The 24,747-nt window shown below is 72.5% G+C and carries 24 protein-coding genes and 1 pseudogene; 14 read left to right on the top strand and 11 right to left on the bottom strand.

What is annotated here, in order from left to right:
* Positions 1-36 precede the first annotated feature (36 nt).
* The 4 genes from pabB (at position 37) to ACFYZE_RS27565 (ending at position 4,811) form a co-directional block, all read left to right on the top strand.
* Positions 37-2,169 (top strand): aminodeoxychorismate synthase component I, encoded by a 2,133-nt coding sequence (gene pabB / locus ACFYZE_RS27580; protein ID WP_388999470.1) that lies wholly within the window; start codon positions 37-39, stop codon positions 2,167-2,169.
* Complete coding sequence (locus ACFYZE_RS27575) at positions 2,166-3,692, top strand: AMP-binding protein (RefSeq protein ID WP_388999467.1); 1,527 nt, start codon at positions 2,166-2,168, stop codon at positions 3,690-3,692. Before pabB ends, ACFYZE_RS27575 begins: the two co-directional genes overlap by 4 nt.
* Before the next feature lie 2 nt (positions 3,693-3,694).
* Complete coding sequence (locus tag ACFYZE_RS27570) at positions 3,695-3,823, top strand: hypothetical protein (protein WP_388999464.1); 129 nt, start codon at positions 3,695-3,697, stop codon at positions 3,821-3,823.
* Positions 3,824-4,013: 190 nt separating this feature from the next.
* Complete coding sequence (locus ACFYZE_RS27565) at positions 4,014-4,811, top strand: aminotransferase class IV (protein ID WP_388999461.1); 798 nt, start codon at positions 4,014-4,016, stop codon at positions 4,809-4,811.
* Positions 4,812-4,879: 68 nt separating this feature from the next.
* On the opposite strand, the pseudogene ACFYZE_RS27560 reads toward ACFYZE_RS27565, so the two are convergent.
* The 3 genes and pseudogenes from ACFYZE_RS27560 to ACFYZE_RS27550 all read right to left on the bottom strand — a co-directional run.
* A pseudogene (locus ACFYZE_RS27560) lies at positions 4,880-5,203 on the bottom strand (carboxymuconolactone decarboxylase family protein); the annotation flags it as partial.
* 118 nt (positions 5,204-5,321) lie between these two features.
* The gene (locus ACFYZE_RS27555; protein ID WP_388999767.1) at positions 5,322-6,854 is read right to left on the bottom strand and encodes a N,N-dimethylformamidase beta subunit family domain-containing protein; all 1,533 of its coding nucleotides are present in this window, start codon (positions 6,852-6,854) and stop codon (positions 5,322-5,324) included.
* Positions 6,855-6,991: 137 nt separating this feature from the next.
* A complete protein-coding gene (locus tag ACFYZE_RS27550; protein ID WP_388999458.1) occupies positions 6,992-8,077 on the bottom strand; it encodes an AI-2E family transporter in 1,086 nt (361 codons plus the stop codon).
* A 314-nt stretch (positions 8,078-8,391) separates the two neighbouring features.
* Between ACFYZE_RS27550 and ACFYZE_RS27545 the strand changes: the two genes are divergently transcribed.
* A complete protein-coding gene (locus tag ACFYZE_RS27545; protein WP_388999455.1) occupies positions 8,392-10,125 on the top strand; it encodes a GAF domain-containing protein in 1,734 nt (577 codons plus the stop codon).
* Between the two features lie 81 nt (positions 10,126-10,206).
* Here ACFYZE_RS27545 and ACFYZE_RS27540 read toward each other — a convergent pair whose 3' ends face one another.
* Together ACFYZE_RS27540 and ACFYZE_RS27535 are read right to left on the bottom strand one after the other, a co-directional pair.
* Complete coding sequence (locus tag ACFYZE_RS27540) at positions 10,207-10,908, bottom strand: response regulator (RefSeq protein WP_388999452.1); 702 nt, start codon at positions 10,906-10,908, stop codon at positions 10,207-10,209.
* A 221-nt stretch (positions 10,909-11,129) separates the two neighbouring features.
* On the bottom strand, positions 11,130-11,594 hold the full coding sequence (locus ACFYZE_RS27535) for a cyclic nucleotide-binding domain-containing protein (protein ID WP_388999449.1): 465 nt from the start codon (positions 11,592-11,594) through the stop codon (positions 11,130-11,132).
* Positions 11,595-11,884: 290 nt separating this feature from the next.
* Between ACFYZE_RS27535 and ACFYZE_RS27530 the strand changes: the two genes are divergently transcribed.
* The 6 genes from ACFYZE_RS27530 to ACFYZE_RS27505 all read left to right on the top strand — a co-directional run bounded on the left by ACFYZE_RS27530 (position 11,885) and on the right by ACFYZE_RS27505 (position 18,747).
* The gene (locus tag ACFYZE_RS27530; RefSeq protein ID WP_388999446.1) at positions 11,885-12,772 is read left to right on the top strand and encodes a universal stress protein; all 888 of its coding nucleotides are present in this window, start codon (positions 11,885-11,887) and stop codon (positions 12,770-12,772) included.
* A 155-nt stretch (positions 12,773-12,927) separates the two neighbouring features.
* Positions 12,928-15,306 (top strand): phosphoketolase, encoded by a 2,379-nt coding sequence (locus tag ACFYZE_RS27525; RefSeq protein WP_388999443.1) that lies wholly within the window; start codon positions 12,928-12,930, stop codon positions 15,304-15,306.
* 291 nt (positions 15,307-15,597) lie between these two features.
* Complete coding sequence (locus tag ACFYZE_RS27520; RefSeq protein WP_388999440.1) at positions 15,598-16,665, top strand: zinc-dependent alcohol dehydrogenase family protein; 1,068 nt, start codon at positions 15,598-15,600, stop codon at positions 16,663-16,665.
* Between the two features lie 19 nt (positions 16,666-16,684).
* Positions 16,685-17,371 carry a helix-turn-helix domain-containing protein gene (locus tag ACFYZE_RS27515; protein WP_388999438.1) on the top strand — a complete coding sequence of 229 codons (687 nt, stop codon included), beginning with the start codon at positions 16,685-16,687 and terminating at the stop codon, positions 17,369-17,371.
* Between the two features lie 50 nt (positions 17,372-17,421).
* Positions 17,422-18,144 carry a CBS domain-containing protein gene (locus tag ACFYZE_RS27510; RefSeq protein ID WP_388999435.1) on the top strand — a complete coding sequence of 241 codons (723 nt, stop codon included), beginning with the start codon at positions 17,422-17,424 and terminating at the stop codon, positions 18,142-18,144.
* A 24-nt stretch (positions 18,145-18,168) separates the two neighbouring features.
* Complete coding sequence (locus tag ACFYZE_RS27505) at positions 18,169-18,747, top strand: hypothetical protein (protein WP_388999432.1); 579 nt, start codon at positions 18,169-18,171, stop codon at positions 18,745-18,747.
* 49 nt (positions 18,748-18,796) lie between these two features.
* On the opposite strand, the gene ACFYZE_RS27500 is transcribed toward ACFYZE_RS27505, so the two are convergent.
* From ACFYZE_RS27500 to ACFYZE_RS27490, 3 genes are all read right to left on the bottom strand, one after another.
* A complete protein-coding gene (locus ACFYZE_RS27500) occupies positions 18,797-19,417 on the bottom strand; it encodes a CBS domain-containing protein (RefSeq protein WP_388999764.1) in 621 nt (206 codons plus the stop codon).
* An 81-nt stretch (positions 19,418-19,498) separates the two neighbouring features.
* Positions 19,499-19,954 carry a Crp/Fnr family transcriptional regulator gene (locus tag ACFYZE_RS27495; protein ID WP_388999429.1) on the bottom strand — a complete coding sequence of 152 codons (456 nt, stop codon included), beginning with the start codon at positions 19,952-19,954 and terminating at the stop codon, positions 19,499-19,501.
* Positions 19,955-20,207: 253 nt separating this feature from the next.
* A complete protein-coding gene (locus ACFYZE_RS27490) occupies positions 20,208-20,465 on the bottom strand; it encodes a DUF1876 domain-containing protein (protein WP_388999426.1) in 258 nt (85 codons plus the stop codon).
* A 196-nt stretch (positions 20,466-20,661) separates the two neighbouring features.
* On the opposite strand from ACFYZE_RS27490, the gene ACFYZE_RS27485 reads away from it, so the two are divergent.
* Positions 20,662-21,213 (top strand): hypothetical protein, encoded by a 552-nt coding sequence (locus tag ACFYZE_RS27485; protein ID WP_388999423.1) that lies wholly within the window; start codon positions 20,662-20,664, stop codon positions 21,211-21,213.
* Positions 21,214-21,384: 171 nt separating this feature from the next.
* On the opposite strand, the gene ACFYZE_RS27480 is transcribed toward ACFYZE_RS27485, so the two are convergent.
* From ACFYZE_RS27480 to ACFYZE_RS27470, 3 genes are all read right to left on the bottom strand, one after another.
* The gene (locus ACFYZE_RS27480) at positions 21,385-21,948 is read right to left on the bottom strand and encodes a hemerythrin domain-containing protein (RefSeq protein ID WP_388999420.1); all 564 of its coding nucleotides are present in this window, start codon (positions 21,946-21,948) and stop codon (positions 21,385-21,387) included.
* Positions 21,949-22,126: 178 nt separating this feature from the next.
* Entirely contained in the window at positions 22,127-22,747 is a 621-nt protein-coding gene (locus ACFYZE_RS27475; protein WP_388999417.1) for an L-threonylcarbamoyladenylate synthase, read from the bottom strand.
* Positions 22,748-22,983: 236 nt separating this feature from the next.
* The gene (locus tag ACFYZE_RS27470) at positions 22,984-23,514 is read right to left on the bottom strand and encodes a pep a2 (RefSeq protein WP_388999414.1); all 531 of its coding nucleotides are present in this window, start codon (positions 23,512-23,514) and stop codon (positions 22,984-22,986) included.
* 237 nt (positions 23,515-23,751) lie between these two features.
* On the opposite strand from ACFYZE_RS27470, the gene ACFYZE_RS27465 reads away from it, so the two are divergent.
* Both ACFYZE_RS27465 and ACFYZE_RS27460 read left to right on the top strand, forming a co-directional pair.
* Complete coding sequence (locus ACFYZE_RS27465) at positions 23,752-23,997, top strand: DUF5133 domain-containing protein (protein WP_388999411.1); 246 nt, start codon at positions 23,752-23,754, stop codon at positions 23,995-23,997.
* Between the two features lie 85 nt (positions 23,998-24,082).
* Positions 24,083-24,747, top strand: a 665-nt coding sequence (locus ACFYZE_RS27460) for a maltotransferase domain-containing protein (protein ID WP_388999408.1), incomplete at its 3' end; no start/stop codon positions are given.

The raw sequence follows: 24,747 nt of genomic DNA, 5'->3' as shown, positions 1-24,747 counted from the left end.
CTTGAGGCCCGGGAACGACGCAAGGGAGGTGGGCGGGTGAAGACCCTGCTCATCGACAATCACGACTCGTACACGTACAACCTGTTCCAGCTGCTCGCCGAGGTCAACGGCGAGCCGCCCGTGGTGATCCTCAACGACACCCCAGCCGACGCCGTGCCGGACCTGGGGGAGTTCGACAACGTGGTGATCTCGCCGGGCCCCGGACACCCCGCCGAACCCCGGGACTTCGGTATCGCCGCCCGGATCGTCGCCGACTCCCGCGTCCCCGTGCTCGGGGTCTGCCTCGGCCACCAGGGCATCGCGGCGGGGGAGCGGGGCCGCATCGCGCCCGCACCGCAGCCCCGGCACGGGCACCTGTCCACCGTCCGGCACGACGGCCGGGACCTGTTCCACGGACTGCCGCAGAACTTCACCGCCGTGCGCTACCACTCGCTGGCCGTCACCGAGCCGCTGCCGGACACCCTGGAGGCCACCGCCTGGGCCGAGGACGGCGTGGTGATGGGCCTCAGACACCGCACCCGGCCGCTGTGGGGCGTGCAGTTCCACCCGGAGTCCGTGCTCACCGACTACGGCCACCGCATGCTCGTGAACTTCCGCAACCTCACCGCCGAGCGCGCCCGCAGACCCCGTACGAAGAACACCACCATTCCCCGTGCCGCGGCCATCCCCCGTCCCCACCGCGCCACGCCCCCCGCCCACCGGCTGCACTACCGCCGCCTGGCCGGCGCCGTCGACACCGAGGCCGCCTTCGCCAGGATGTGCGCGGACGCCCCGCGCGCGTTCTGGCTCGACAGCTCGCGCGTCGAGCCGGGCCTCGCCCGCTTCTCGTTCTTCGGTGACGGCACCGGCCCCCTCGCCGAGTTCGTGCGCTACGACGTCGACGCCGGCGTGTGCGAGGTCGAACGGCCCGGCCGGCCCCCGCGCAAGGTGCGCGCGAGTGTCTTCGACTACCTCAAGCGGCAGCTCGCGACCCGCCGCGTCGACGCCGCGGGGCTGCCCTTCGACTTCACCGGCGGCTATGTCGGCTACTTCGGCTACGAGACCAAAGCCGACTGCGGCTCCGTGAACCGCCACCGGGCCCGGACCCCCGACGCCTGCTGGCTGTTCGCCGACCGCCTCATCGCCGTGGACCACGAGGAGGGCGCCACCTACGCGGTCTGCCTCGCCGAGGACACCCCGCAGGCCACGTGGGAGGCGACCGACTGGCTGGACGCCGCGACGGCCCAGCTCACCTTTGTCTCCGGCCCGTCGGGACAGGACACGGCGACCGAGCCGCCGGGCGACGAGCCCGGCCCCGACCCCACCGCCGCCGAGCCGTGGCTCGTCAGGGACCGTGCCACCTACCTGGCGGACATCGAGGCCTGCAAGGACGCGCTCCGGGCGGGCACCAGCTACGAGGTCTGCCTGACCGACGCCGTGCGGTTACCGGCACCGCGCGACCCGTACGCCTTCTACCGGGCACTGCGCCGGGTCAACCCCGCCCCCTACGCGGCGTTCCTGAGGTTCGGCGACCTGGACGTGGCCGGTTCCTCACCCGAGCGGTTCCTGCGGATCACCCCGGACGGCGTCGCGGAGGCCAGACCCGTCAAGGGCACCGCCCCCCGCGGGGAGAACCCGGCGCAGGACGCACGGCTGCGGCACTCGCTGGCCGTGGACGACAAGACCCGCGCCGAGAACCTCGTGATCGTCGACCTGCTCCGCAACGACCTCGGCCGGGTCTGCGAGACCGGGTCCGTACGGGTCACCCGGCTCATGGCCACCGAGACGCACGCCACCGTGCACCAGCTGGTCTCCACCGTCGAGGGGCGGCTGAGCGAGGGCGCGGACGCCGTGGACTGCGTCCGTGCCTGCTTCCCGGGGGGCTCCATGACCGGGGCGCCCAAGCTGCGCACCATGGAGATCATCGACGGCCTGGAGACCGAGGCCCGCGGCGTGTACTCCGGCGCCCTCGGCTACTTCGGCTGCGGCGGCGGCGCCGACCTGAGCATGGTCATCCGCACCGCCGTCATCGCCGGCGACGAGCTGCACCTCGGCGCCGGCGGCGCGATCGTCCTCGGCTCCGACCCTGCCGCCGAGTACGACGAGATGCTGCTGAAGACCGCCGCCCCGATGCGCGCCTACCGGGAGCACACCGCCGCCCCGGCCACCGAGGAGGAGCCGGCCCGATGACCACACCCCAGGCCACGCTGATTCCCGCCGACGCCGAGGCGCCCGGCAACCTCGCGGCCCAGCTCGCCGCGCTCGCCGAGCGGCGCGAGTGGACCGACCGGCCGGCCTTCCACCAGGGCCACCGCACCTGGACCCACGGCCAGGTGCACGACCTCGCGGCCCGCGCGGCCACCGTCCTCGCCGACCACGGGGTCGGCCCCGGCGACCGGGTGCTGCTCGCGCTGCCCGACTCCGTCGCCTGGGTGACGGCGTTCCTCGCCACCGCGCGACTCGGCGCCGTCGCGGTCCCGGTCAACCCGGAACTCACTCCGCCCGAACTGAGGTTCATGGCCGAGGACACCGAGGCCGTGCTGTGCGTGACCGGGCCGGGCCTCGACGACCGGCTCCCGCGCCGCGTCCGGCTCGGCGCCGACCAGCTCGTCTCGCTCACCCTGACCGCACCGCCCACGACCGCCGCCCACCAGGCCGACCCGCACACCCCGCTCTACGTCCAGTACACCTCCGGACCCACGGGCCGCCCCAAGGGAGTCGTGCACGGCCACGGGGACCCGAAGGCGTACCACGACCTCGTCGGCCGCCGGCTGCTGCGGATCACCCCGGACGACGTCACCCTGTCGGTGTCGAAGATGTTCTTCGCCTACGGCTTCGGCAACGCCTTCGTCTTCCCGCTGTTCTCCGGCTCCTCCGCGGTCCTGGTGGACCGCCGCCCGAACCCCGCCGCCGTGGACGAACTCGTCGTACGGCACCGGGTGACCCTGCTCTACTCCGTGCCCTCCCAGTACGCGGCCCTGGTCGCGGAGCGCGCCGACGGGCACGAGGCGTGCTTCGCCTCCGTCCGCGCCGCCGTGTCAGCCGGGGAGGGGCTGCCCGCCGGACTCGGCCGGCGCATCACCGATCTGCTCGGCGCCCCCGTCCTGGAGCAGATCGGCTCCACCGAGGCCGGACACGCCTTCTGCGCCAACAGCTTCGACCACAACCACCCCGGCACCGTCGGCCGCCCCGTGCCCGGCTTCGAGGTCGAGGTGCGCGACCACACCGGACGCCCGCTGCCCGACGGCGAGGACGGCGAACTGTGGGTGCGCGGGCCGACGGTGACACCCGGCTATCTGGGCCGGCCCGAGGAGACCGCCCGCACCCTCGTCGGCGGCTGGCTGGCCACCGGGGACCGGGCGCGCCGCATCCCCGACGGCACCTTCACGCATCTCGGCCGCGCGGACGACACGGAGATGGTCGGCGGCATCACAGTCTCCCCCCTGGAGGTGGAGGCACTGCTGCGCACGCACCCGGCGGTGAGGGAGGTCGCGGTCGCCGCCGTCACCGACCACCGGGGCGCGGGCCGGCTGCGTGCCTTCGTCGTTCCCGTCACCCCGATACCCGTCGGCCTGGAGGCCGACCTCATCTGCCTGGCCCGCGAGAACCTCGCCGCCTTCAAGGTGCCCCGCGGCGTCAGCTTCGTACCGTCACTGCCGCGCACCCCCACCGGCAAGCTCCGCCGCCATCTGGTCCGCAGGGGAGCGTGGTGACCATGGCCGACGCACGCGCCTTCCATCCGGGCCCGATGTTCCGGCGGGCCGCGAACCGCCACGGAGCGGTCTTCGTCACGCTGGACCGGCCGCTCGACATCCGTCCCGACCTCGGTGTCTCCCTCACCTAACAGCGCCGCCGCGGGTACGGCCCTGGCCCGTCTGCGGCCCGAGCGCCGGATCGTACGGGTCGGACAGCGTGCCACCGCCGCCCTGGCCCCGTCCTGCCGTGGTGCGGCGCCTGGCTGGAGCACGCCCCGTACGGGCCCCGCAACGGCTCGCCGGCGAGCGCCGGGCCGCAGGTACTGAGAAAGGAACCCCATGATCCGACCGGCCATCGCCGAGGGCCTGCTGAACTGGACACCGGCCGACGGGCTGTCCGCCGGAGCCGACACGGGCGAGCGGCTGCTCGTCGCCGACTCCTGGCTGCTGCGCGACGGACGTGTCCGGGGCTTCGAGCGCCACCGCGAGCGTTTCCTGCGCGCCTGCGCCGGCTGCGACGGGCCGCCGCTGCGCCGGCTCGTCGAGTTCTGGCAGGACGTGACCGCCGCGCTGCCGCGCACGGGGGAGTGGTTCCCACGGGTCGAACTCACCGCCCGGCCACCCCGGTTGAGGCTGCGGTTGCGTCAGGCCCCGCCGCTCGCGCCGGATGTGCGGGTGTGGGCGGTGGGCCAGCCCGACCCGCGGACCGCGCCCCGCCGCAAGGGCCCGGACCTGGACCGGCTGGCCCGGGTCCGCAACCGGGCCTCGCTGCACGGCGCCGAGGAGGCCGTGCTGATCGCCCAGTCCGGGGTGGTGCTGGAGGCCGCCCACTCCAGCGTGGTGTGGTGGGAGGAGGACACCCTGTGCCTGCCCTCACCGCACCTGCCCGTCCTCGCCGGGGTGACCGTCGCCCTCGTCCAGGAACGCGCTGCCCGGACCGGCGTCCGCGTCGCCCACCGCGAACGCACCGTCGAAGAACTCGACGGCCGCGAGGTGTGGCTGCTGAACGCCCTGCACGGCATCCGGCCCGTGACGGAATGGACGGAACGGTCCATGACGGCGGGATCTGCCGCACGTGCTACGGAATGGCGGTCCTGGCTCGACGACATCATGGAGCCGTTGCCGGAAAGTAACTGAATTGCGTCAAGAGGCGCGGGGGCCCGATTTTCGGGCCCCCGCGCCGCACGAGTTGTTTTCGGATGAATTCACTTCCGGGTGGGCTGATAGGCCCCCGGGACCATGCGGGTCGCAATCGCTATCCGGTTGTAGGCATTGATGACAGTGGCCGCCCAGACCAGCGCCGCGATCTGCGCCTCGTCGAAGACCTCCGCCGCCCCGGCATGGACCGCGTCCGGGACGTGCCCGTCGTGCACCAGGGTCACCGCCTCGGTCAACGCCAGTGCGGCACGCTCCCGTTCGGTGTAGAACGACGTCTCCCGCCAGGCGCCGAGCGCGTAGAGACGCTGCTCGCTCTCACCCTGGGCGCGGGCGTCCTTGGTGTGCATGTCCAGGCAGAACGCACACCCGGGCACCCGACACCTCCGGAGTGACGCGCTTGAGGGAGACGCGGGAAGGAGAATCGCTCTTGACCATGGAGCGACCCTGTCCCTGGAATGAGGATCGGCCGGCGAAAACCGGGAATTCCTTTCACGCCGAGCCCTTGTACACCTCCTTCACGTTCGGGCGCGGCGCGGGGCGATGACGGGCGGCCGGGCCCAGCGCGAAGGCGTGCAGCAGGTTCTCCGTCGTCCGGGTGACGAAGGCGCGGGTGCGGACGTCCATGCCGTGGTCGCGGCCGCCGTCCGGGGTGCCGGCCATCAGGGCCTCCACCCAGCGCATGGTGCCGGTGGCGAAGACCCCCGCCCCGCTCGGCACCGTGTAGTACGCCGAGTCGCTGGTGCTGCGCCGGCCGTTGCACACCAGCGGCGAGTGGGCCGTGATCTCCAAGGGCTCCGGGACGGGGGCGCCCGGGGTGACCCGGTCGTACTCCACACCGACCAGATGACCGAAACCGTCTCCGGGGCGTACGCCCGTCCCCTCGTACAACCAGTGGTCCGCCGCGTGCACGACGTACGGCGCGTCCGTCGGGTAACCCTCGTACAGCACGCCCGTCATCGACGACTCCGGGTCGGCCCCCGGGGACTGACGGAAGTCCGTCGTCACCAGCGTGGGGTGGGTGGTGAAACAGGGGTCCGCGCGGAAGGAGGACTTGTAGCAGACCACGGTGCGGTCGGCCCGCGCCTCGCTCTGCTCCAGCCGGACCCGGCGGAAGCAGGTGTTGGCGCCGAGGAAGGCCACGTTGGTGCCCGCGTCGCGGGCCCGGGTGACGTGCCGGCGCTGCTCCGGGGTCCAGTACTCGTCGTGACCGAGGCAGATGACGGCCCTCGCGCCGCGCAGCACGTCCGGGTCGCGGTGCACGTCCATCCCGGTGGTGTAGGCGAGGGGAACACCGAGCCGTTCGGCCAGCACCACCGCCGCCCGCTCGTACACCAGGAACTTCTCCGCGCCGCTGGAGTCGTAGGGCCGGTCGAAGCTGACGGCGAGGGACCGGTCGGCATACGCACCGGAGGGTCCCTCGTAGAGGCTGTAACCGCCCCACCGGTTGTACGCCTGCCAGGTCGCCGGGGCGTGCATCAGCACCGTGCGGCCCTCGCCCCGCGTGGAGCGCACGATCAGCGGGACGTACCGCTGGTGGCCGCCCTCCGCGTCCAGCCGCAGCAGATACGCGCCCTCGGGCCACCCCGCCGTGCTGAAGGCGAGAGTGCGCTTCCAGTCGGTGCGGACGGTGCGGGTGCCGGACGTCAGGTGCGGCTCCGCCTGGACGCGGCCCGGTATGCGCCCCGAGGACCAGACCAGCCGGGCCTCGGCCCCGCCGTACCAGCCCATGCGGAAGGCCGAGACGCGGAAGGACGACGCGGTCGTCGACACGTACAGACCGCACTCCTCGCCCGGGGTCACGCTCACCCGGTCCGCGTACCCGACGACGGCCGTCGCAGGACCTCGGGAGCGGATACGCCAATCGGGTGTCCCGGCGTGGTCGCGCTCCGCCTCGGGGCGGTGCGAAGCGGCCGCCGGCGGATGGTCGTGCGCCGAATGGGCCGGGTCGCAGGCGGCGGCCGCCGGGGCGAGCCCGGCGCCCGCGCACGCTTCCAGGAAGGTCCTGCGCCGCAGCCCCGGCATGTGCTCCGTCCCGTGCCGCGGCACCTCCCACTGGTCAGGGCCCACATCGCCTCCCGTCATCGCCTCCCGTGCCTCCGGCTCGGAGTGCCCGGCGCTCCCTCCGCGAGTCAGCGTGGCACAGCAGGCAGGGGCGTGCCTCAAGGAGGCGCCGGGCGCAGCGCCTGCAGCACAGCCCAGGCGACGGACACGAACGGCACGGCCACCACGGCGCCGACCACGCCCGCGACGATGCTGCCCGCGAGGACGGAGACGGCGACGACCAGAGGATGCAGGCGGACGGCCCAGCTCATCACGAAGGGATGCAGGACGTGCCCCTCGATCTCTCCGATGACGACGATGAGGAGCACCACGGCCGCGGCCGTGATCGGTCCGCGCCCGGCCAGGGCGACCACGGTGGCCACGGCGAGCGCGACCGGCGAGCCGACCAGCGGCACGAACGTGGCGAAGAACTCCAGCAGGGTGAGCGGCAGTGCGAGCGGCACCCGAAGCAACAGCAGGACGATGCCGACGAGGATGGCGTTGGTGCCGGCCACGATGATGATGCCCCGCGTGTACCCGGCGAAGGTCCGCCAGGCCGCGTGCCCCGCCCGGTCCCACGCCGATCGGGCGCCCCGGGGGAGAAGCTGGTCGCGCACCCAGGACCACAGGCGCTCGCCCGAGTGGATGAAGAAGACGGCGAAGAACAGCGCGAGGGCGAGCCCTGTGACCAGCTCGACGACCCGGGTCAGGCCGCTGAGGGCGCTGCTGAACAGGGCCGCCCGGTGGGACGAGATATAGGAGCCGATCTGGTCCTGCAGATGCGAGAGACTCTTGTGACTGAACCGGAACGGCGGGCGCTCGAGCCATCGTTCGATCCTGGTGATGCCGCCGCGGAACTCCCCGGTCAGGTTTCCCCACTCGCCCGCCACCGCTTCACCCACGAGGGCGAACAGGGCGAGCAGGAGCAGCAGGCTCCCGACGAGGGAGACCGTGACGGTCAGGGGCCGTGGCAGCCAGCGGCCGAGCAGGTCGGCCAGGGGGCGCAGCACCGAGGTGATCACCAGTGCGAGGAACAGCGAGACGGCGATGAGCTGGAAGCGGCCCAGAATGGTGAAGATGCCGTAGACGACGAGCCCGACGACGACCAGGCGCCAGGCGTAGGCGGCGGTGACGCGCAGCCAGGGAACGACACGCTCGGCCGCGGGCGGCTGTTCGGCGGTCCGGACGCGCGGAGGGAGACGCACGGACGGGGACGGCCGGCTGCCCCGTACCACAGCCACTCTGCGCCGCCCCCGCCCCGTCCCGCCCGCGTCCGCCACCACACCTCCCGCGCGCCGACCGCCGGTCACCTGCTGGAATCAGTAGGCACCAACCGCACACGGACCGCCACACCATGCGCCCCCACGGCCGACGCCATGGCCGCACCCCGCGCACACCGCCGACGGGTCACTCCGAGCGAGCGCAGGAGCCCGCCGTCCGGGCAGAAAGTCAGTATCGTGAGGGCGGGAGAGTCGCCGTTGACCCGCACCCTGTCTGCGCGATCCGTCCGGAGGAATCGATGAGCGGGGAAGCGCGCGGGCGGTCCGAGCAGCACCTGCCGCAGCTGCGGCTTGACGAGCTGCTGGACGAACTGCAGGCCCGCATCGACGCGGCACGCGGCACCCAGGACCGGGTGCACCGCCTCCTTCAGGCCGTCCTGTCGGTGGGACGCGAACTCGATCTGGCGCAGGTGCTGCGCAGTATCGTCGAGGCGGCCGTGGTGCTCGTGGACGCCGAGTACGGCGCGCTGGGCGTCATCGGCGACGACCTCACGCTCTCCCAGTTCCTCACCGTCGGCGTCAGCGAGGACGCGCGGACCAGGATCGGGGCGCTGCCCAGCGGGCACGGCATCCTCGGCGAGCTGATCCGCCATCCGGAGCCGCTGCGCCTGTCCGAGATCTCCGACCACCCGGCCTCCTACGGCTTCCCGGCCCACCACCCGCCGATGCACTCCTTCCTCGGCGTGCCGATCAGGGTTCGCGACCAGGTGTTCGGCAACCTCTACCTCACCGAGAAGCGCGGTGCCGAGGAGTTCGACGCCGAGGACGAGGCCGTGCTCTCCGCCCTGGCGATGGCGGCCGGCGTCGCCATCGAGAACGCCCGGCTGTACGAGGAGACACGGCTGCGTGAGCGCTGGGTCAGAGCCAGCTCCCAGGTCACGAGCGCCCTGTTGTCGGGTGCCCCGAGCGCGGACGTGCTGGAGCTGATCGTCGAGCAGGCGCGCCGGATCGCCTCCGCAGAGGTCGGGATGATCGCGGAACGGGTGCCCGGGGAGGACGTGCTGCGCCCGCTGCTCGCGGTCGGTCTCGAGGCCGACAGGCGCCGCGGCCTCGTGATGTCACGGCAGGACGGTTTCGTGGAGGCCGCGCTGAGCACCGCCGAACCGGTGGTCAACCCCGACATCCGGCACGACCACCGGATCGACCCGGACTCGGCGCTGTGGGCCGGACTCGGACCCGTGGTCGGCGTACCGCTGGTGGCGAGCGGCAAGTCCATCGGCGTCCTGGTGCTGGGGCGCACCGCGGGGCGCACCCCGTTCACGGACACCGACGCCGGCCCCCTGCTCGGTTTCGCGGGGCAGGCGGCGCTGGCGCTCGAGCTGGCCGAGCGGCGCCGGGACGCCGAGCAGATCACGCTGCTGAAGGACCACGACCGGATCGCCCGCGATCTGCACGACCTCGCGATCCAGCGGCTGTTCGCGGCCGGCATGACCCTGCAGAGCACCCAGCGCTTCGTCGACCACCCCGAGGCCGCCGAACGGCTCTCGCGGACCGTCGACGACCTCGACGAGACCATCAAGATCATCCGGGCCACCATCTTCGGGCTGCGCGCACACGGCGACCGGCGGCGGGAGGACTCCGGGCTGCGCAGACGGGTGTCGGAGACGGTGACGGCGTCGGCCGACTCGCTGGGTTTCACGCCCGCGCTGCGCATCGAGGGCCTGGTGGACACCGACGTCCCGGGCGACGTCGCCGACGATGTGACCGCGGTGCTCGGGGAGGCCCTGAGCAACGCGGCCCGGCACTCCGGGGCACGGTCAGTGGACGTCCATCTGCGGCTCGGCGGGGGCGATCTGACGCTCACGGTGGCCGACGACGGGTGCGGCGTGCCGGCCGGTGCCGTCCGCAGCGGTCTGCGGAACCTCGAGGAGCGGGCCGTCGCCCTCGGCGGCACGCTCGGCGTGGGAGAACGTCCGCAGGGCGGCGGGACACGGCTGGTGTGGCGTGTGCCGGTGCGGCCGGCGGGGGAGTGACCGGTGCGGTCGGCGGCTGACCGGCGGAGCGGCTCGGTGGGCGAGTGACGCTGCGGCGTCCCGAAGTGCCTGCGGCACTGCTCAGCGGGCGGTGCGCTCCGCCGACTCGGACGGTTGCAGATGGGTGGCGAGGACGGCCGCCTGGACGCGGCGCTGCACACCCAGCTTGGCCAGCAGTCGCGAGATGTGGTTCTTCACCGTCTTCTCCGACAGATAGAGCCTCTTGCCGATCTCCCGGTTGGTCAGCCCGTCGCCGATCAGCGCGAGGATGTCACGCTCGCGCGGGGACAGGCTCGCCAGTTCGGGTGACAGGGCCGGCTGCTCGGCGGGGTCGGCGCGCAACGAGTGCATCAGCCGTGCGGTCGTCGCCGGGTCGAGCATCGACTGGCCGGAGGCGACGGTGCGGACCGCGGACACCAGGTCGGAGCCCCTGATCTGCTTCAGGACATAGCCCGAGGCCCCAGCCATGATCGCGTCGAGCAGCGCGTCCTCGTCGTCGAACGAGGTCAGCATCAGACAGGCCAGCTCAGGCATGTGGCTGCGCAGCTCACGGCAGACGGTGATGCCGTCGCCGTCCGGCAGGCGCACATCGAGGACGGCCACATGCGGCCGCACCGCCGGACCGCGGGCGAGCGCGTGTTCGACGGTGTCGGCGTCCCCGACCACCGAGATGTCGGGTTCGGCGTCCAGCAGGTCGGCCAGGCCGCGCCGTACGACCTCGTGGTCGTCCAGCAGGAACACCCGGATCGGGTCCTGCTCGCTGAAGGTACGCGCCTCGGCCATGACGACTCCTCGTTCCCCTGTCGAACCTCTGCCGAAGGACGGACCACGGGCCGCCCACTGCCGACGATCATCACGCGCCCCGTCCGCAGGCACTAGGGCCGACCGGCCCCACTCACCGACGTGCGCCCTTTCCGGCCCTGGCGCCGCGGATCGGCGGCCCCGCCGGCGAGCCGTCCACCGGAGGGGACCGTCCCGGTCACCACGACCCTGCCGGGCCCTCGTCAGCCGAAGCTGCCGCTGCCGTAGGGGGCGTACAGGTCCAGCAGCCGGGTGCGTTCCGAGCCGAGGCGGTGGGACAGGATGCCGCCCATCCACTGGGCGACCGCGAAGCCGAGCACCGGATCGTCCTGGCACATCGAGCGGACCGCTGCGGCGTCGAACTCGTACGCCCGCACCGGTGTCGTCGTCTCGGCGCCCAGGTGCCAGGCATGTGGGCCGAACAGCCAGGACCAGCCGAGCAGTTCGTCGTGCCCCAGGGTCTCGATGACGGCGGCGCGGCGACCGGGCACGTGCAGGTCGAGGTCGACGGTGCCGGAGCGGATGAGCCAGAACCGGTCGGCGCGTCCGCCCTCCTCGCACAGGCGCGTTCCTTGCGGGAAGGACACCTCACGGGCGGTGCGCATCAGCCGCTCGCGATGCGCGAGGGGCAGCGCACGCAGCATGCTGGTCGTGGGAGGAGCGTTCATCACGGCCTCCAGGGGCGGTGTGGGGACCCGACGCTCCCAGCGTGACCCCGCCTCCCGTCCCCGGGCCATGGGCCACCCGGCCCCCGGGCCGGGACGTACGGCACCGCGCCGGCGACCCCGGCCACCTGCGTCCAAGGCCCCGGCCGGGGCCTTGGACGGTGACGGGCGGGGTGTGGGCACGTTGGGCCGTTGGACCCCCCTGATGGGTCCCTGCGGCCCCTGCGCGCGACGCCGTTCCCGCGCCAGGCTCGACGCAGGAACAGCAGATCCCTTGACAGGAGGTGCGCACCATGGCCGGGCCCGTCACCGCCGGAGTCGACGGCTCCGACGAGAGCCTCGCGGCCGCCCACTGGGCCGCCCGGGAGGCGCTGCGCCGGGGTGCGCCGCTCCACGTCGTCCACGCCTGGAGGCGGCAGCCGCTCCCGGCGCCGTCCGGCGGGTGCGGGGACGACCGGCGCTCGGTGGGGGAGCAGACCCTGGAGCGGGCCGTGCGCAGCGTTCGCGCCGCGCATCCGGGGCTGGAGGTGGAGGCTCTTCTGTCGGCCGAGTCCCCGGTGGCCGCGTTGCTCGCGGCGGCCGGGGACTCGGAGATGCTGGTGCTCGGATCCCGTGGTCTGGGCCGCGTCGCCGGGTTCGTGGTCGGCTGGGTGTCCCAGCGTGTCATCGCCAGGGCATCGCGCCCCGTGGTGCTCGTACGCGCCGGTGAGGCCTCCGCCGACGAGCACCTGCCTGCCCTGGACGGCGTCTCGCCCGAGGAGATTCCCGAGACCCCCTACCGCGACGTCGTGCTCGGGCTCGACCCGCGGCACCCGCTCGACGAGCCGATCGAGTTCGCCTTCGACTCGGCCCGCCGCCGCGGCACCGCGCTGCACGTGGTCCACGCCGTCGGTGACGTCCATGCGCACGCGGCCGGCGGACCGGAGGTGCTGGCCGAACAGGAACACCTCGTGAACGCCGCGCTGCGGCCCTGGCGCGAGAAGTTTCCCGGGGTCCCGGTGTCCGAGACCGTCTCCACGGGCCGCCCCGCCCCGCAGCTGGTGCGTGCCTCCACCCGCGCCTGTCTCGTCGTCGTGGGGCGCCGGACGCGGGACGGCGTGTTCGGCCCGCACATCGGCTCCGTCGCGCACGCCGTGCTCCACCATGTGGCCTGCCCGGTCGCCGTCGTCCCACATGCCTGACACCGGGCTCGGGACGGCGGTCCGGCCCCGCTGCACCGTGCCGCCAGGTCGCCGTCGTCCTCCGGCGGACGGACCGGCGGCGTTCGCACCCCCGCACAGCGGGTACCCCAGCCCGCCGCGCCCGATGAACGCCCCGACGACGTGTGGAGTCACCGATGCCCGACGCCGAGCACCCCGGCACCGTACTGACCGACGAGGAACTGCACACCCTCGACGCCCACTGGCGGGCCGCCAACTACCTGGCCGCCGGTCAGATCTACCTGATGTCCAACCCGCTGCTGACCGAGCCCCTCAGGCCCGAGCACATCAAACCCCGCCTCCTGGGCCACTGGGGCACCTCTCCCGGGCTCAACCTCGTGTACACCCACCTCAACCGCGTCATCAAGGCGCGCGACCTGAACGCCCTGTGCATCTGGGGACCCGGGCACGGCGGACCGTCCGTGTTCGCGGGCTCCTGGCTGGACGGCAGCTACAGCGACACCTACCCGGACGTGACACGGGACGCGGAAGGGATGGCGAAGCTGTTCAAGCAGTTCTCCTTCCCGGGCGGCGTACCCAGCCATGTCGCACCGGACGTGCCGGGCTCCGTCCACGAGGGCGGCGAACTCGGCTACTCCCTCGCCCACGCCTATGGAGCCGCCTTCGACAACCCGGACCTGGTGGTCGCCTGCGTCATCGGTGACGGCGAGGCGGAGACCGGACCGCTCGCCGCCTCGTGGCACTCCAACAAATTCCTCGACCCCGTCCACGACGGCGCGGTCCTGCCGATCCTCCACCTCAACGGCTACAAGATCGCGAACCCGACCGTCCTGGCCCGGCTCCCCGAGCCCGAACTCGACGAACTGCTGCGGGGATACGGCCACGAACCGATCCACGTCAGCAGCGACGACCCCCTGCAGGTGCACCGCGCCATGGCGGAGGCCTTCGACGCCGCCCTGGACCGCATCGCCGAACTGCAGCGCGCGGCACGCGAGGACGAGGCGGCCGAGCGTCCGCACTGGCCGGTGATCGTGCTGCGCACCCCCAAGGGCTGGACCGGGCCCGCCGAGGTGGACGGCGAGCCGGTCGCCGGGACCTGGCGCGCCCACCAGGTGCCGCTGGCGGGCGTCCGCGAGAACCCCGAGCATCTGCGCCAGTTGGAGGCCTGGCTGAAGTCGTACCGGCCCGAGGAGCTCTTCGACGCCGACGGCCGCCCGCGCGCCGACGTGCTGGCCTGCGTCCCCTCCGGTGCCCGCAGGCTCGGCGCCACCCCGCACGCCAACGGCGGGCTGCTCGTGCGGGGCCTGCCCATCCCGTCCCTGGACGACTTCGCGGTACCCGTCGAGAAGCCGGGCGCGGCCCTGCACGAACCCACCCGCGTCCTCGGCGACTTGCTGCGACAGATCATGAACGACACCGCGCAGCGGCGGGACTTCCGCCTGGTCGGCCCGGACGAGACAGCCTCCAACCGGCTCCAGGCCGTCCTCGACGCCAGCGGCAAGGCCTGGCAGGCCCAGGTGCTCCAGGTCGACGAACACCTCGACCGGCACGGCCGTGTGATGGAGATCCTCTCCGAACACCTCTGCCAGGGCTGGCTGGAGGGCTACCTCCTCACCGGCCGCCACGGACTCTTCTCCTGTTACGAGGCGTTCGTGCACATCGTCGACTCGATGGTCAACCAGCACATCAAGTGGCTGAAGACCTCCCGGCGGCTGCCCTGGCGCGCGCCCATCGCCTCCCTCAACTACCTGCTCACCTCGCACGTGTGGCGTCAGGACCACAACGGCTTCTCCCACCAGGACCCCGGCTTCGTCGACCACGTCCTCAACAAGAGCCCGGAGGTGGTCCGGGTCTATCTGCCGCCCGACGCCAACACACTGCTGTCCGTTGCGGACCACGCCCTGCGCAGCCGCGACTACGTCAACGTGATCGTGGCGGGCAAGCAGCCGTGCTTCGACTGGCTGTCCCTGGACCAGGCCCGCGCCCACTGTGCGCGCGGCGCGGGGATCTGGGACTGGGCTGGTACCGAGAACGGCGGTGAGCCCGACGTGGTCCTCGCCTGCGCCGGAGACGTGCCGACGCAGGAGGTGCTGGCCGCCGCGCAGCTCCTGCGGCGGCACCTGCCCGAACTCGCGGTCCGGGTGGTCAACGTGGTCGACATGGCCCGCCTGATGCCGCGCGAGGAACATCCGCACGGCATGACGGACTTCGAGTACGACGGCCTGTTCACCGCCGACAAGCCGGTGATCTTCGCCTATCACGGCTACCCGTGGCTGATCCACCGCCTGGCCTACCGCCGCACGGGCCACCGGAACCTGCACGTGCGCGGCTACAAGGAGGCGGGGACCACGACCACGCCGTTCGACATGGTGGTCCGCAACGACCTCGACCGCTACCGCCTGGTCATGGACGTCATCGACCGCGTCCCCGGCCTCGCGGTGCGTGCCGCCGCCGTGCGCCAGCAGATGGCGGACGCCCGCACCCGCCACGATGCGTGGATCCGCGAACACGGTACGGACATGCCGGAGGTATCGGACTGGACGTGGGCGGCCTGACCCTGCCTGTCCAGGGCCGGTGACCTCCCGAAGACCAGGATCTCGCCCGGCTTCGGGGTGGCCCGCAGAGGGAGGTGCCGCAGAGGGGTACTCGAAAGGCCCGTTCGCTTCCGTCAGCGCGGTCCGCTCGGGCCCGGCCGGTGATCGGGGGCCGTCCGGCCCAAGCGGATCCGCGCAAGGTGGGACAAGCTGGATGTGATGGGGAGGTCCGGCTCAACGCCGGACGTACCGCCGTACCGGCTTCCGGACGGTCCCCGGGCCCCGGCCCGGGGGGATGAAGGAAGGATCGTCATGAAGGGCTTCGTCTTCCACGGCCCCGGAAAGTCCGCCTGGGAGGAGGTCCCGGACCCGGACATCAAGGAATCCACCGACGCGATCGTGCGCGTCGAGACCACCACCATCTGCGGGACGGATCTGCACATCCTCAAGGGCGACGTGCCCGAGGTGCGCCCCGGCACGGTGCTGGGGCACGAGGCGGTCGGCGAGATCGTGGAGGCCGGACGGGACCTGCACGCCGTGCAGCCGGGGGAGCGCGTCCTGGTCTCCTGCATCACCGCCTGCGGCCGGTGCGGCTACTGCTGGGAGCGGACGTACGGCCAGTGCCGCGGCGGCGGAGGCTGGACCCTCGGGCATGTCATCGACGGAACCCAGGCCGAGTACGTCCGGGTGCCCCACGCCGACCTGTCCGTGCACGCCATGCCCGGCGCGGTCGACAGCAAGGACGCCGTGCTGCTCGCGGACATCTTCCCCACCGCCTACGAGGTGGGCGTGCTCAACGGACATGTCCGCCCCGGGGACAGCGTGGTCGTCGTCGGAACCGGCCCCATCGGGCTCGCGGCGATCGCCACCGCCCGGCTGTTCGCCCCCGAGCGGATCGTCGCCGTGGACCCGGCCGCGATGCGGCTGGACGCCGCCAAGGGGCTCGGCGCCGACGCACTGGCCGAACCCGTCGACGCCCAGGAGCTGATCGCCGACCTCACCGACGGACTGGGCGCGGACGTGGTCATCGAGGCGGTCGGCGTGCCGGAGAGCTTCGAGCTGTGCACGCGCGTGGTGCGGCCCGGCGGGCACATCGCCAACGTCGGTGTGCACGGGCGGCCCGTGACCCTGCACCTGGAGGACCTGTGGAGCAGGAACGTCACCATCACCACCGGCCTGGTCGACACCTACTCCACGCCCACGCTGCTGCGGATGGCGGCCGCCGGTCGGCTGCCCACCTCGTCGCTGGTGACGCACACCTTCCCGCTGGAGCAGATGGAGGAGGCGTACGACGTCTTCGGCCGGGGCGCCGACACCGGCGCGCTCAAGGTCGTACTGGGCGGGGAGCAGCACGAAGTCGTCGCCGTCCGGGCGACCTGACGGAAGGAAGTGACGCGCCATGGCCACACACGCATCGCCGGACGCGGTGGAGGGTCACCAGGGTCACCACCCGCCCGGGAATCTCGGACGCCGGATCGCCCTGCGGCGCGAGGAGCTCGGACTGTCCCGCAAGGAGGCGGCGTGCCGGGCCGGCATGGCCTCGAGCTATCTGCAGTACCTGGAGGAGCAACCCACCGCCGCGCCCGGCGTCAGCACCCTGCTGAGGCTGGCCGGCGCACTCGAGACCACCGTGCTCGAACTCACCGGCGGGGACGTCGACCTGCCGCCCGGCCTCGGGCAGGCCGGAGGACACCCGAAGTTCACCGAACTCAGCATCCGGGAGTGCCGGGACCTGCTGCGCACGCACGGCGTGGGGCGGCTCGCGGTGCCCACGGAGTCGGGGCCGGTGATCGTCCCTGTCAACTACGGCGTCGTCGGCGACTCGATCGTCTTCAGGACCAGCCCGGAGGCCGTGCCCTCACAGGCCGCCGACTCCCAGGTGGCCTTCGAGGTCGACCGCATCGACGGATCGTTCAGCCAGGGCTGGAGCGTGCTCGTGTGCGGCCACGCCCGCACCGTGACGGACCCCGACTCCGTCCGGCGACTGGAGGAGCAGGCGTACAGCACACCCTGGGCGGGCGGGCAACGGGACCTGTGGATCCGTATCGATCCCCACAGAATCACCGGACGGCGCATCACCGTGTGAGCGGCCGGCGGCCCTCGCCCGGACGCCTGTCGCACCCATCGGAGGACACCATGCACGGCACCCCCCACCTCGTCGGAGACGTCATGACCCGCAAGGTCGTCGCCGTCCGCCACGCGGCGACGTTCAAGGACATCGCCAAGGCCATGGGGCAGTGGAAGGTCAGCGCCCTGCCCGTCCTGCGGGAGGGCAACCGGGTCGTCGGCGTCGTGTCCGAGGCCGACCTGCTGCGCAAGCAGGAGCTCCACGACGGCGAACCCGGCCGGTACGCGTCGCCGGAGCGGGCGGCCGACCTCGCCAAGGCCGGCGCGGTGACCGCCGAGGAGCTCATGACCGCGCCCGCCGTCACCGTCCACGCGGAGGCGACCCTCGCCCAGGCCGCCCGGACCATGGCCCAGGCCAGGGTGAAAAGTCTTCCGGTGGTCGACGACGAGGGCGGGTTGCTCGGCATCGTCAGCCGCTCCGACCTGCTCAAGGTGTACCTGCGCGACGACGAGGACATCGCCGAGGAGATCCGCCGCGAGATCGTCGCCCGTCTGTTCCCCGCCTCGTCGGAGCCGGTCCGCGTGGAGGTGCGGGACGGCGTCGTGCGGCTCACCGGCCGCGTCCGCGACACGGGTCTCGTGCCCGTCACCGCACGGCTGGTGCGGGGCGTCGACGGTGTTGTGGACGTGGACTGCGCGCTCATGGGGCCGCCCCGCGTTCCCGACCTCGAGGCCGACTTCCCGCACGACGAGGTGTCGCGGTGGCCCCGGAGAGCCGGCAGCGTCGGATGACGCGCCCCGAGAAGGTGACGATCGATGGCGACGACCTGTCGTACGGCGGGGACCAGGGTGTGGCTGTGGCGGTGGCGGCGCAATCCGCTGCTGCGGCGCAGCGACCGCTTCGAGGCCTGGATCGTCCTCGTCACCTGGTTGCTGGTCCTGCTGGCCGGGGTGCTCGCGGGGCGGGCGGCGGCCGGGGCAGTGGAACACGGCCTGGCAGTGCGAGCCGCCCACTCCCACCCCGTGCGGGCGGTGCTGACCCAGGACGCTGCGGGAACCACGGAGGATGTGCACGCCTACGGCGACGGCGGCGTGTGGGCGAACGTCCGCTGGAGCGCACCCGGCGGCCCGCACACGGGTCTGTCGAAGGTCGAACTCGGGCTGAAGGCGGGAGACCCGGTCACCGTGTGGACGGACGACGCCGGGAACCTGGTGTCCAAACCGGCCACCGGCGCCGAGACACGGCTGCAGGCATCGCTCGTCGGCACGATCGTCGGATGCGGTGTCGCGGGCGGGGTGCTGGCCTGCGGGTGGCTGGTGCGCGGGCGCCTGGAGCGGCAGCGCATGGAGGAATGGGCCCGGGAGTGGGAGTGTGTCGGGCCGCAGTGGCAATAGGGACCTGCTGAGGCGGCACTAGCTCCCCCCTGAGGCGCGCGGTCGGCGGTCAGCCCGTCTCGTCCCAGCAGAGGTGGCAGTCCACGTCGACCACGCCCTCCACGGCCCGCGCCAGCCGGACGGCCATGGGGATCATGGTCGTGTCGCTCACCTTCCCCGTGAGGGTGACGACACCCTCGGCGACGATGACGTGGATCGGCTCCACGGGTGCGGGGAAGAGGACGTCGACGATGTCGCGGCGTATCTCGTCGGCGATGTCGTTGTCCTCCCGCAGGAACACCTTGAGCAGATCGGCGCGGCTGACGACGCCCTCGAGCAGCCCCTCGTCGTTCACCACGGGGAGCCGCTTCACCTTGCGCAGCGCCATGATGCGAGCGGCCTGGGCGAGGGTCGAGTCGGCGTGCACGGTGACCGCCGGAGCGGTCATCAGCTCGCCCGCGGTCACCGCCCCGGCCTTGGACAGGTCGGACACGCGCCGCACCTGCGTGTACGGGTCCGGATCGCTGTCGCGGAACTCCTCCTTGGGCAGCAGGTCGGCCTCGGAGACCACGCCGACCACCCGGCCCTCGCCCTCCAGCACGGGCAGCGCGCTGACCTTCCACTGCTCCATGAGTTTGACGATGTCCTTGAACGGGGCGTCACGGCCGACGGCGACGACGGCGTGCGTCATCACGTCGCTGACGACGTGCGGGCCGACGGTCACGGTTCCTCCTCGGGGTCGGACGCGGTCCCGGCGGTCGGGCGCCGGCTCTCAGGGACTGCCGCTGCCGTAAGGGCCGTACAGGTCGAGCAGCCGGATGCGGGCCGCGTTCAGCCGGTGGGCGAGGACCTGGCCCACCCAGATGGCGACGGCACGGCCGAACTCGGGGTCCTCGGCGCACATCGCCCGCACGGTCACCGCGTCGAACTCGAAGGCCCGCACCGGGGTCATGGCCTCGGCGCCCAACTGCCAGACGTGCGGTTCGAAGTGCCAGGACCAGCCGACCAGCTCGCCGTGACCCAGCGACTCGATGACGGCGGGCCGACGGCCGGGCACATGCACGTCCAGGGCCACGGTCCCGGTCCGTACGATCCAGAACCGGTCGGCCCGCCGGCCTTCCTCGAAGAGCCGGGTCCCCTCGTCGAAGGAGACCTCGCGGGCGATCCGCATCAGCCGCTCGCGGTGCTCGGCGGGAAGGGCCGCGCCCACGGTGGTGACAGAGGCCATGGCTTCACCGTCCTTTCGTTCCTGCCGCCGGGAAGGCTGCGCAGGCCGCACTCGGCGCCGGGACTCCCCAGGACGCATGACGGGCGGGAAGGACCCATCCGGTTCTCTCGGATCCTGATTGCGCGGTGCGCGGCCGCAGGCCGCTTCCCCGCGTCTTTCGCAGGTCCTTCCCGTCACCATCAGCACACCACGCACCCGCCGCGACCACCAGGGCCGATCGGCCCCATGGCCCGCCAGGCGCGCGGTACGCCCGTCACGGTTCGGCTGGGCCCGCCATCTGGACGATGTCCTCGGAGGCGACGTCGTGCAGCCGGATGGCGAGGTCCTCCAGCGCCCGGCTGGCGGCGAGCTCGTCGCCGATCTCGGGGATCGGCCGGTCGACGGGGTTGCGCCGGGCCGCGCCTCTGCCGGCGACGGTCGACGCGTCAGGCGTCCTCAGGACGGCGCGGGCATGGGTGTCGTCGCCGTCCTCGGTGATGTAGATGTCCACGGTCCACTGCTTGGGTTCCATCGGGATCACTTCCCCGTACCACGAGGTGTTCGTCCCTCTTCTTCGGCTTCTTCCAGCCTGCGCCTGTCTCCAGGCCCGGTCCACACCGGCGTGTCGCGGTCGCGGACCATACCTGTGACGGATCACACCGTTTGGTGGGCTCCCCGTGTGATTGGCGCCATTTCTCCGTTTCCGGCCGGCCGGTAGCGTGACGCCGATGTCAGCCGATCTGTCCCCCGTCATAGCCGCCACCACCCAGTGGCTGCTGCGCTCCTACCCCGGGACCGGAGGAGCCATGGACGCCGCCCTCGCCGAGGCCCAGGCGTCCCAGGCCGTCATGGTCGCCGCCTGGCTGCGCTACCCCACCGAGGCCGACGCGGCCCTCGTCGTGTTCGTCGGGCCCGGTGGCTCCGACCGCCTGGACTGGCTGACCGGAGCTGAGGCGGCGGCCGTCGACGAGGCCGACGCCGGCTGGCGGACCTGGGTGGACGAGGTGGTCGCCAGCTGGGCGGCCTGCCTGCTGACCGTGCCGTCCCTCGCCCACGACGCCGTCGCGGCGCTCGACGGCAGCGAGCACGTCCGGGGGCTGGTGTTCGACTTCCGCAGGCTCACCGACCCCGGTGAGCAGGACCGCCGGGCGGCGCCCCTGCTGCGCCACCCCGACCTGCTGGCGCCGCTCGCCGGACTGCACCGGGACTCCCTCGTGAAGCGACTGCACGGCGAGCCCGTGGACGAGGGCGGCCATCTCGGGGACCCGGTCGCCGGCTGACACGGCTGTGGCGCGAGGGCGCCGGGTGACTCGGTGCCCCGGTGACCGTGCGGGACGGGATCGCGGCCATCTCCAGGCGCCCGCATCCGTCGCCCCCCGACCGGCCGACCGCGGGCGACGGCCACCGTGTCCAAGCGGGCGGCGCTCGTGTTCAGGCGGGCGGCTCCGTACTCAGGAGGAGCGGCCGCGGCCGGTGACGAAGTCGCGGACCCGGTCGACCAGACCCGTTCCCGGCGCGAGCAGCTTGTTGAGCGGCGGCGTGTCGGGAGCCGCCGGGTGGGGGCGCGTGGGGGCCATCTTCTTGGCGGTGCGGATCTTGTCGCCGAGCTGGTCGAGCATCTCCTGGCCGCAGGCCTGCCGCAGCTTTGGGAAGAGGTTGTTCTCCTCGTCCTGGACGTGCGAGGTCACCTCGTTCTTCACGGTCATGAACGTCCGGTCGAACTCGGGGTCCTCCACGGAGCACCCCTCCAGCTGTTTGAGGGCCTCCTCCACCCGCGCGTGGTCGGCGAGCTCCTTGTCGGCGAGCGCGCCGCCGCCCTCGACGTGCTCCCGCACCGCCGGGTACAGGTACTGCTCCTCCGCGACGGAATGCCGTACGAGTTCGATCGTCATCTCGTCGGCCAGCTTGCGGCGGTCCTTGTGTCCGCTGGGCAGCGACTCGATCCGCTGGAAGAGGCTTTCCACCTCCCGGTGGTCGGTGGTGAGCTCGGCGATGACGTCGCCACCGTGTGCCATGGCGGCCTCCCTGTGACCTGGCTGATGTGTGGGGCGGACGGCTGTGCGGCTGCTGGTGGCAGTCCTGCACCGCCCGGACATCGTTTCCCTGGACGAACGGGGCGTTAACGGCACCCGGCGGTAGTCCCCCGGATCGGCCGAACGGCCACCTCACCGGTGCGGCTCGGGGAGTGCGACGTCACTCGAAGCGTGAGGTGTCGCCCGCTCCCTTGCGTACGATCTCGGGCTCGCCCCCCGAGAAATCGATGACCGTCGTCGGTTCGGTGCCGCAGTCCCCGGAGTCGATCACGGCGTCCACGACGTGATCGAGCCGCTCCTTGATCTCCCAGCCCTGTGTCAGCGGCTCTTCCTCGCCCGGCAGGAGCAGGGTGCTCGACAGCAGTGGCTCGCCGAGCTCGGCCAGCAGCGCCTGAGCCACCACGTGGTCGGGGATGCGGACCCCGACCGTCTTCTTCTTCGGGTGCAGCAGCTTGCGCGGCACCTCGCGGGTCGCGGGCAGGATGAAGGTGTAGCTGCCGGGCGTCGACGCCTTGATCGCGCGGAACACGTCCTTGTCCACGTACACGAACTGGCCGAGCTGCGCGAAGTCCCGGCACACCAGCGTGAAGTGGTGGCGCTCGTCGAGATGGCGGATCGCACGGATGCGCTCCATGCCGTCCCGGCTGCCCAGCCGGCACCCCAGCGCGAAGCAGGAGTCCGTCGGATACACCACGAGCGCACCGTCACGGATGCTGTCGGCGACCTGGCCGATCGTGCGCTGCTGCGGGTTGTCGGGATGAACGTCGAAGTACTTCGCCATCCGCCGAGTGTCGATCACGCGGGGGCGTGCTGTCCACGCGACGGGGCCTCCGGCGGATCGACGGGGTGAGCCGGCGGTCCCGCCGCCCGAGCGCGCCGCCTCGAGGTCGGCCTTCCTCACCTGGCCCCCGCAGGTCGCCACGGAGCACCGGCGGCGGTGCCCGCCACGGCTGGAGTCCACGTCAGTCGCCGGGCGGTGGGTGTGCCGCCCGACGACGGTTCGGCTCGCCGCGGCGGTCAGGCGGGGGTCGCGACCGGCTCGAGTCGTCCGGCCCTCGCGGCCTCCCGCTCACGCGCCGTGGCGTCCGCCGTGAGCGGCAGTGCGCGCGGGAGGGGGCGCGTCTCGCGCAGACTCGGCGCGGGGGCCACCGGCACGAGCGGAGAGGGATGGCCGGCCCGGGCCCGTTGGGAGAACCAGATGATCTTTCCGCCGGCGTCGGTGGCGCAGCAGCCCCAGCCGTTGCTCAGCGCCGCGATCTGCACCAGGCAGCCGCTCGGCGCGTAGTGCGGCCGGATGTCGCGCTCACTGTCCTGGACCGCGGTGATCAGGTGGTGACCGTTCCACCACATCTCGATGGTGGTGTTCTTGTCCGCGGCGTGGGCGTCGATCGTCCGCAGCAGCGCTTCGGCGCACTGGCAGACGGGTTCGACGAGGATCTCCAGATCCCAGTAGCGGAGGTGGGCGGCCAGGATCCGCCGGACCTGCCCGATCCGCTCCGGGCTGACCTCGACGTCGAGGTGGTAGTAGCAGGGCGCTGCGGTCTTCATTGTCGTTGGCTCCTCACCGGCGAAGCTCTCGCTCCTCCTCGCCCCTGTGGGCCGTGCCCCGATCACGAAGCGTGAGCGGTCGTCGCTCTCGAGTCAGTCCCAGAGTGCGAGCACTACTCCATTCGTGCAACAGGAAGCCCTCCAGCCCCAGTGATTGAATCCTGAACAGGACGCTGAGTGATGATCCGTGCACCATAGGTGAAACACTCAGCGCTGAGAGCGGAGGTGACCGGTGCCATGCCCCTGCCGGCCAGAGCCGAGGTCGCCAGACATCTCGAGCGGTATCGGGAGTGGGAGCGCCTGATGCTCGCTTCCCCCGACAACCGGGAGGTGCGCGGCACCTTCGAGAGCACCGGTCACAGCCTGTGCGTGCTCATGGGGAAGCGCTGCGCACGCGAGGCCGCCGACGCCGCCGAGCTGTATCTCCGCACGCACAGTGAGCGGACCGCACGCCCCTCCCCGGCAGCCTCGGCGGACGGGTAGGCCAGACCCCCGTACGCAGCCCTGGACCCATGACCGCGGAGCCGGCGCCCACCGGGCTCGACGACGGCGAAGGAGGCGAGGACCGATGGAACCGCAGGCCGCGCACCGGGACGGGGCGAGCCCTGTAGCCGGGGGCGTGAGGGCTCCGATCGGACGCATACCGGTCCTGGACGTCCGTCCGGCCGTCGACGGCGGACGCCGCCCCGCCAAGGCGGTCGAAGGGGAGACCTTCCAGGTCACCGCCACGGTCCTCGGTGAGGGACAGGGCGCGATCGGCGCCAACGTCGTCCTGTGCGACCCCGGGGGCCGCCCCGGCCCGTGGACGCCGATGCGCGAGTTGGAGCCCGGCAGCGACCGTTGGGGCGCCGAGGTGACCCCGCTGTCGGTCGGCCACTGGACCTACGCCGTCGAGGCATGGAGCGATCCGGTCACCACCTGGCGCCGGCACGCCCGGATCAAGGTCCCTTCCCGCATCGACGCCGCCCTGGTCCTGGAGGAGGGCGCCGACCTCCACGAGCGCGCGGCCGGGGGAGTGCCGCAGGGACCGCGGCGGGACCTGCTGCGCGCGGCGGCCCGCGCCCTGCGCGACGAGTCCCGCCCACCGGTCGCCCGTCTCGCGGCGGCGTTGACGCCTGAGGTGGATGCGGTGCTGGCTCGGTTTCCGTTGCGTGAACTGGTGACTTCGTCGGATCCGTTGCCGTTGGTGGTGGAGCGGGAGCGGGCGTTGTTCGGGTCGTGGTACGAGTTCTT

The organism is Streptomyces sp. NPDC001796, from assembly GCF_042892355.1.
Lineage (GTDB): Bacteria > Actinomycetota > Actinomycetes > Streptomycetales > Streptomycetaceae > Streptomyces.
Note: the sequence above shows the minus strand (reverse complement) of the source record. Positions and strands in the feature narration are given on the sequence as shown.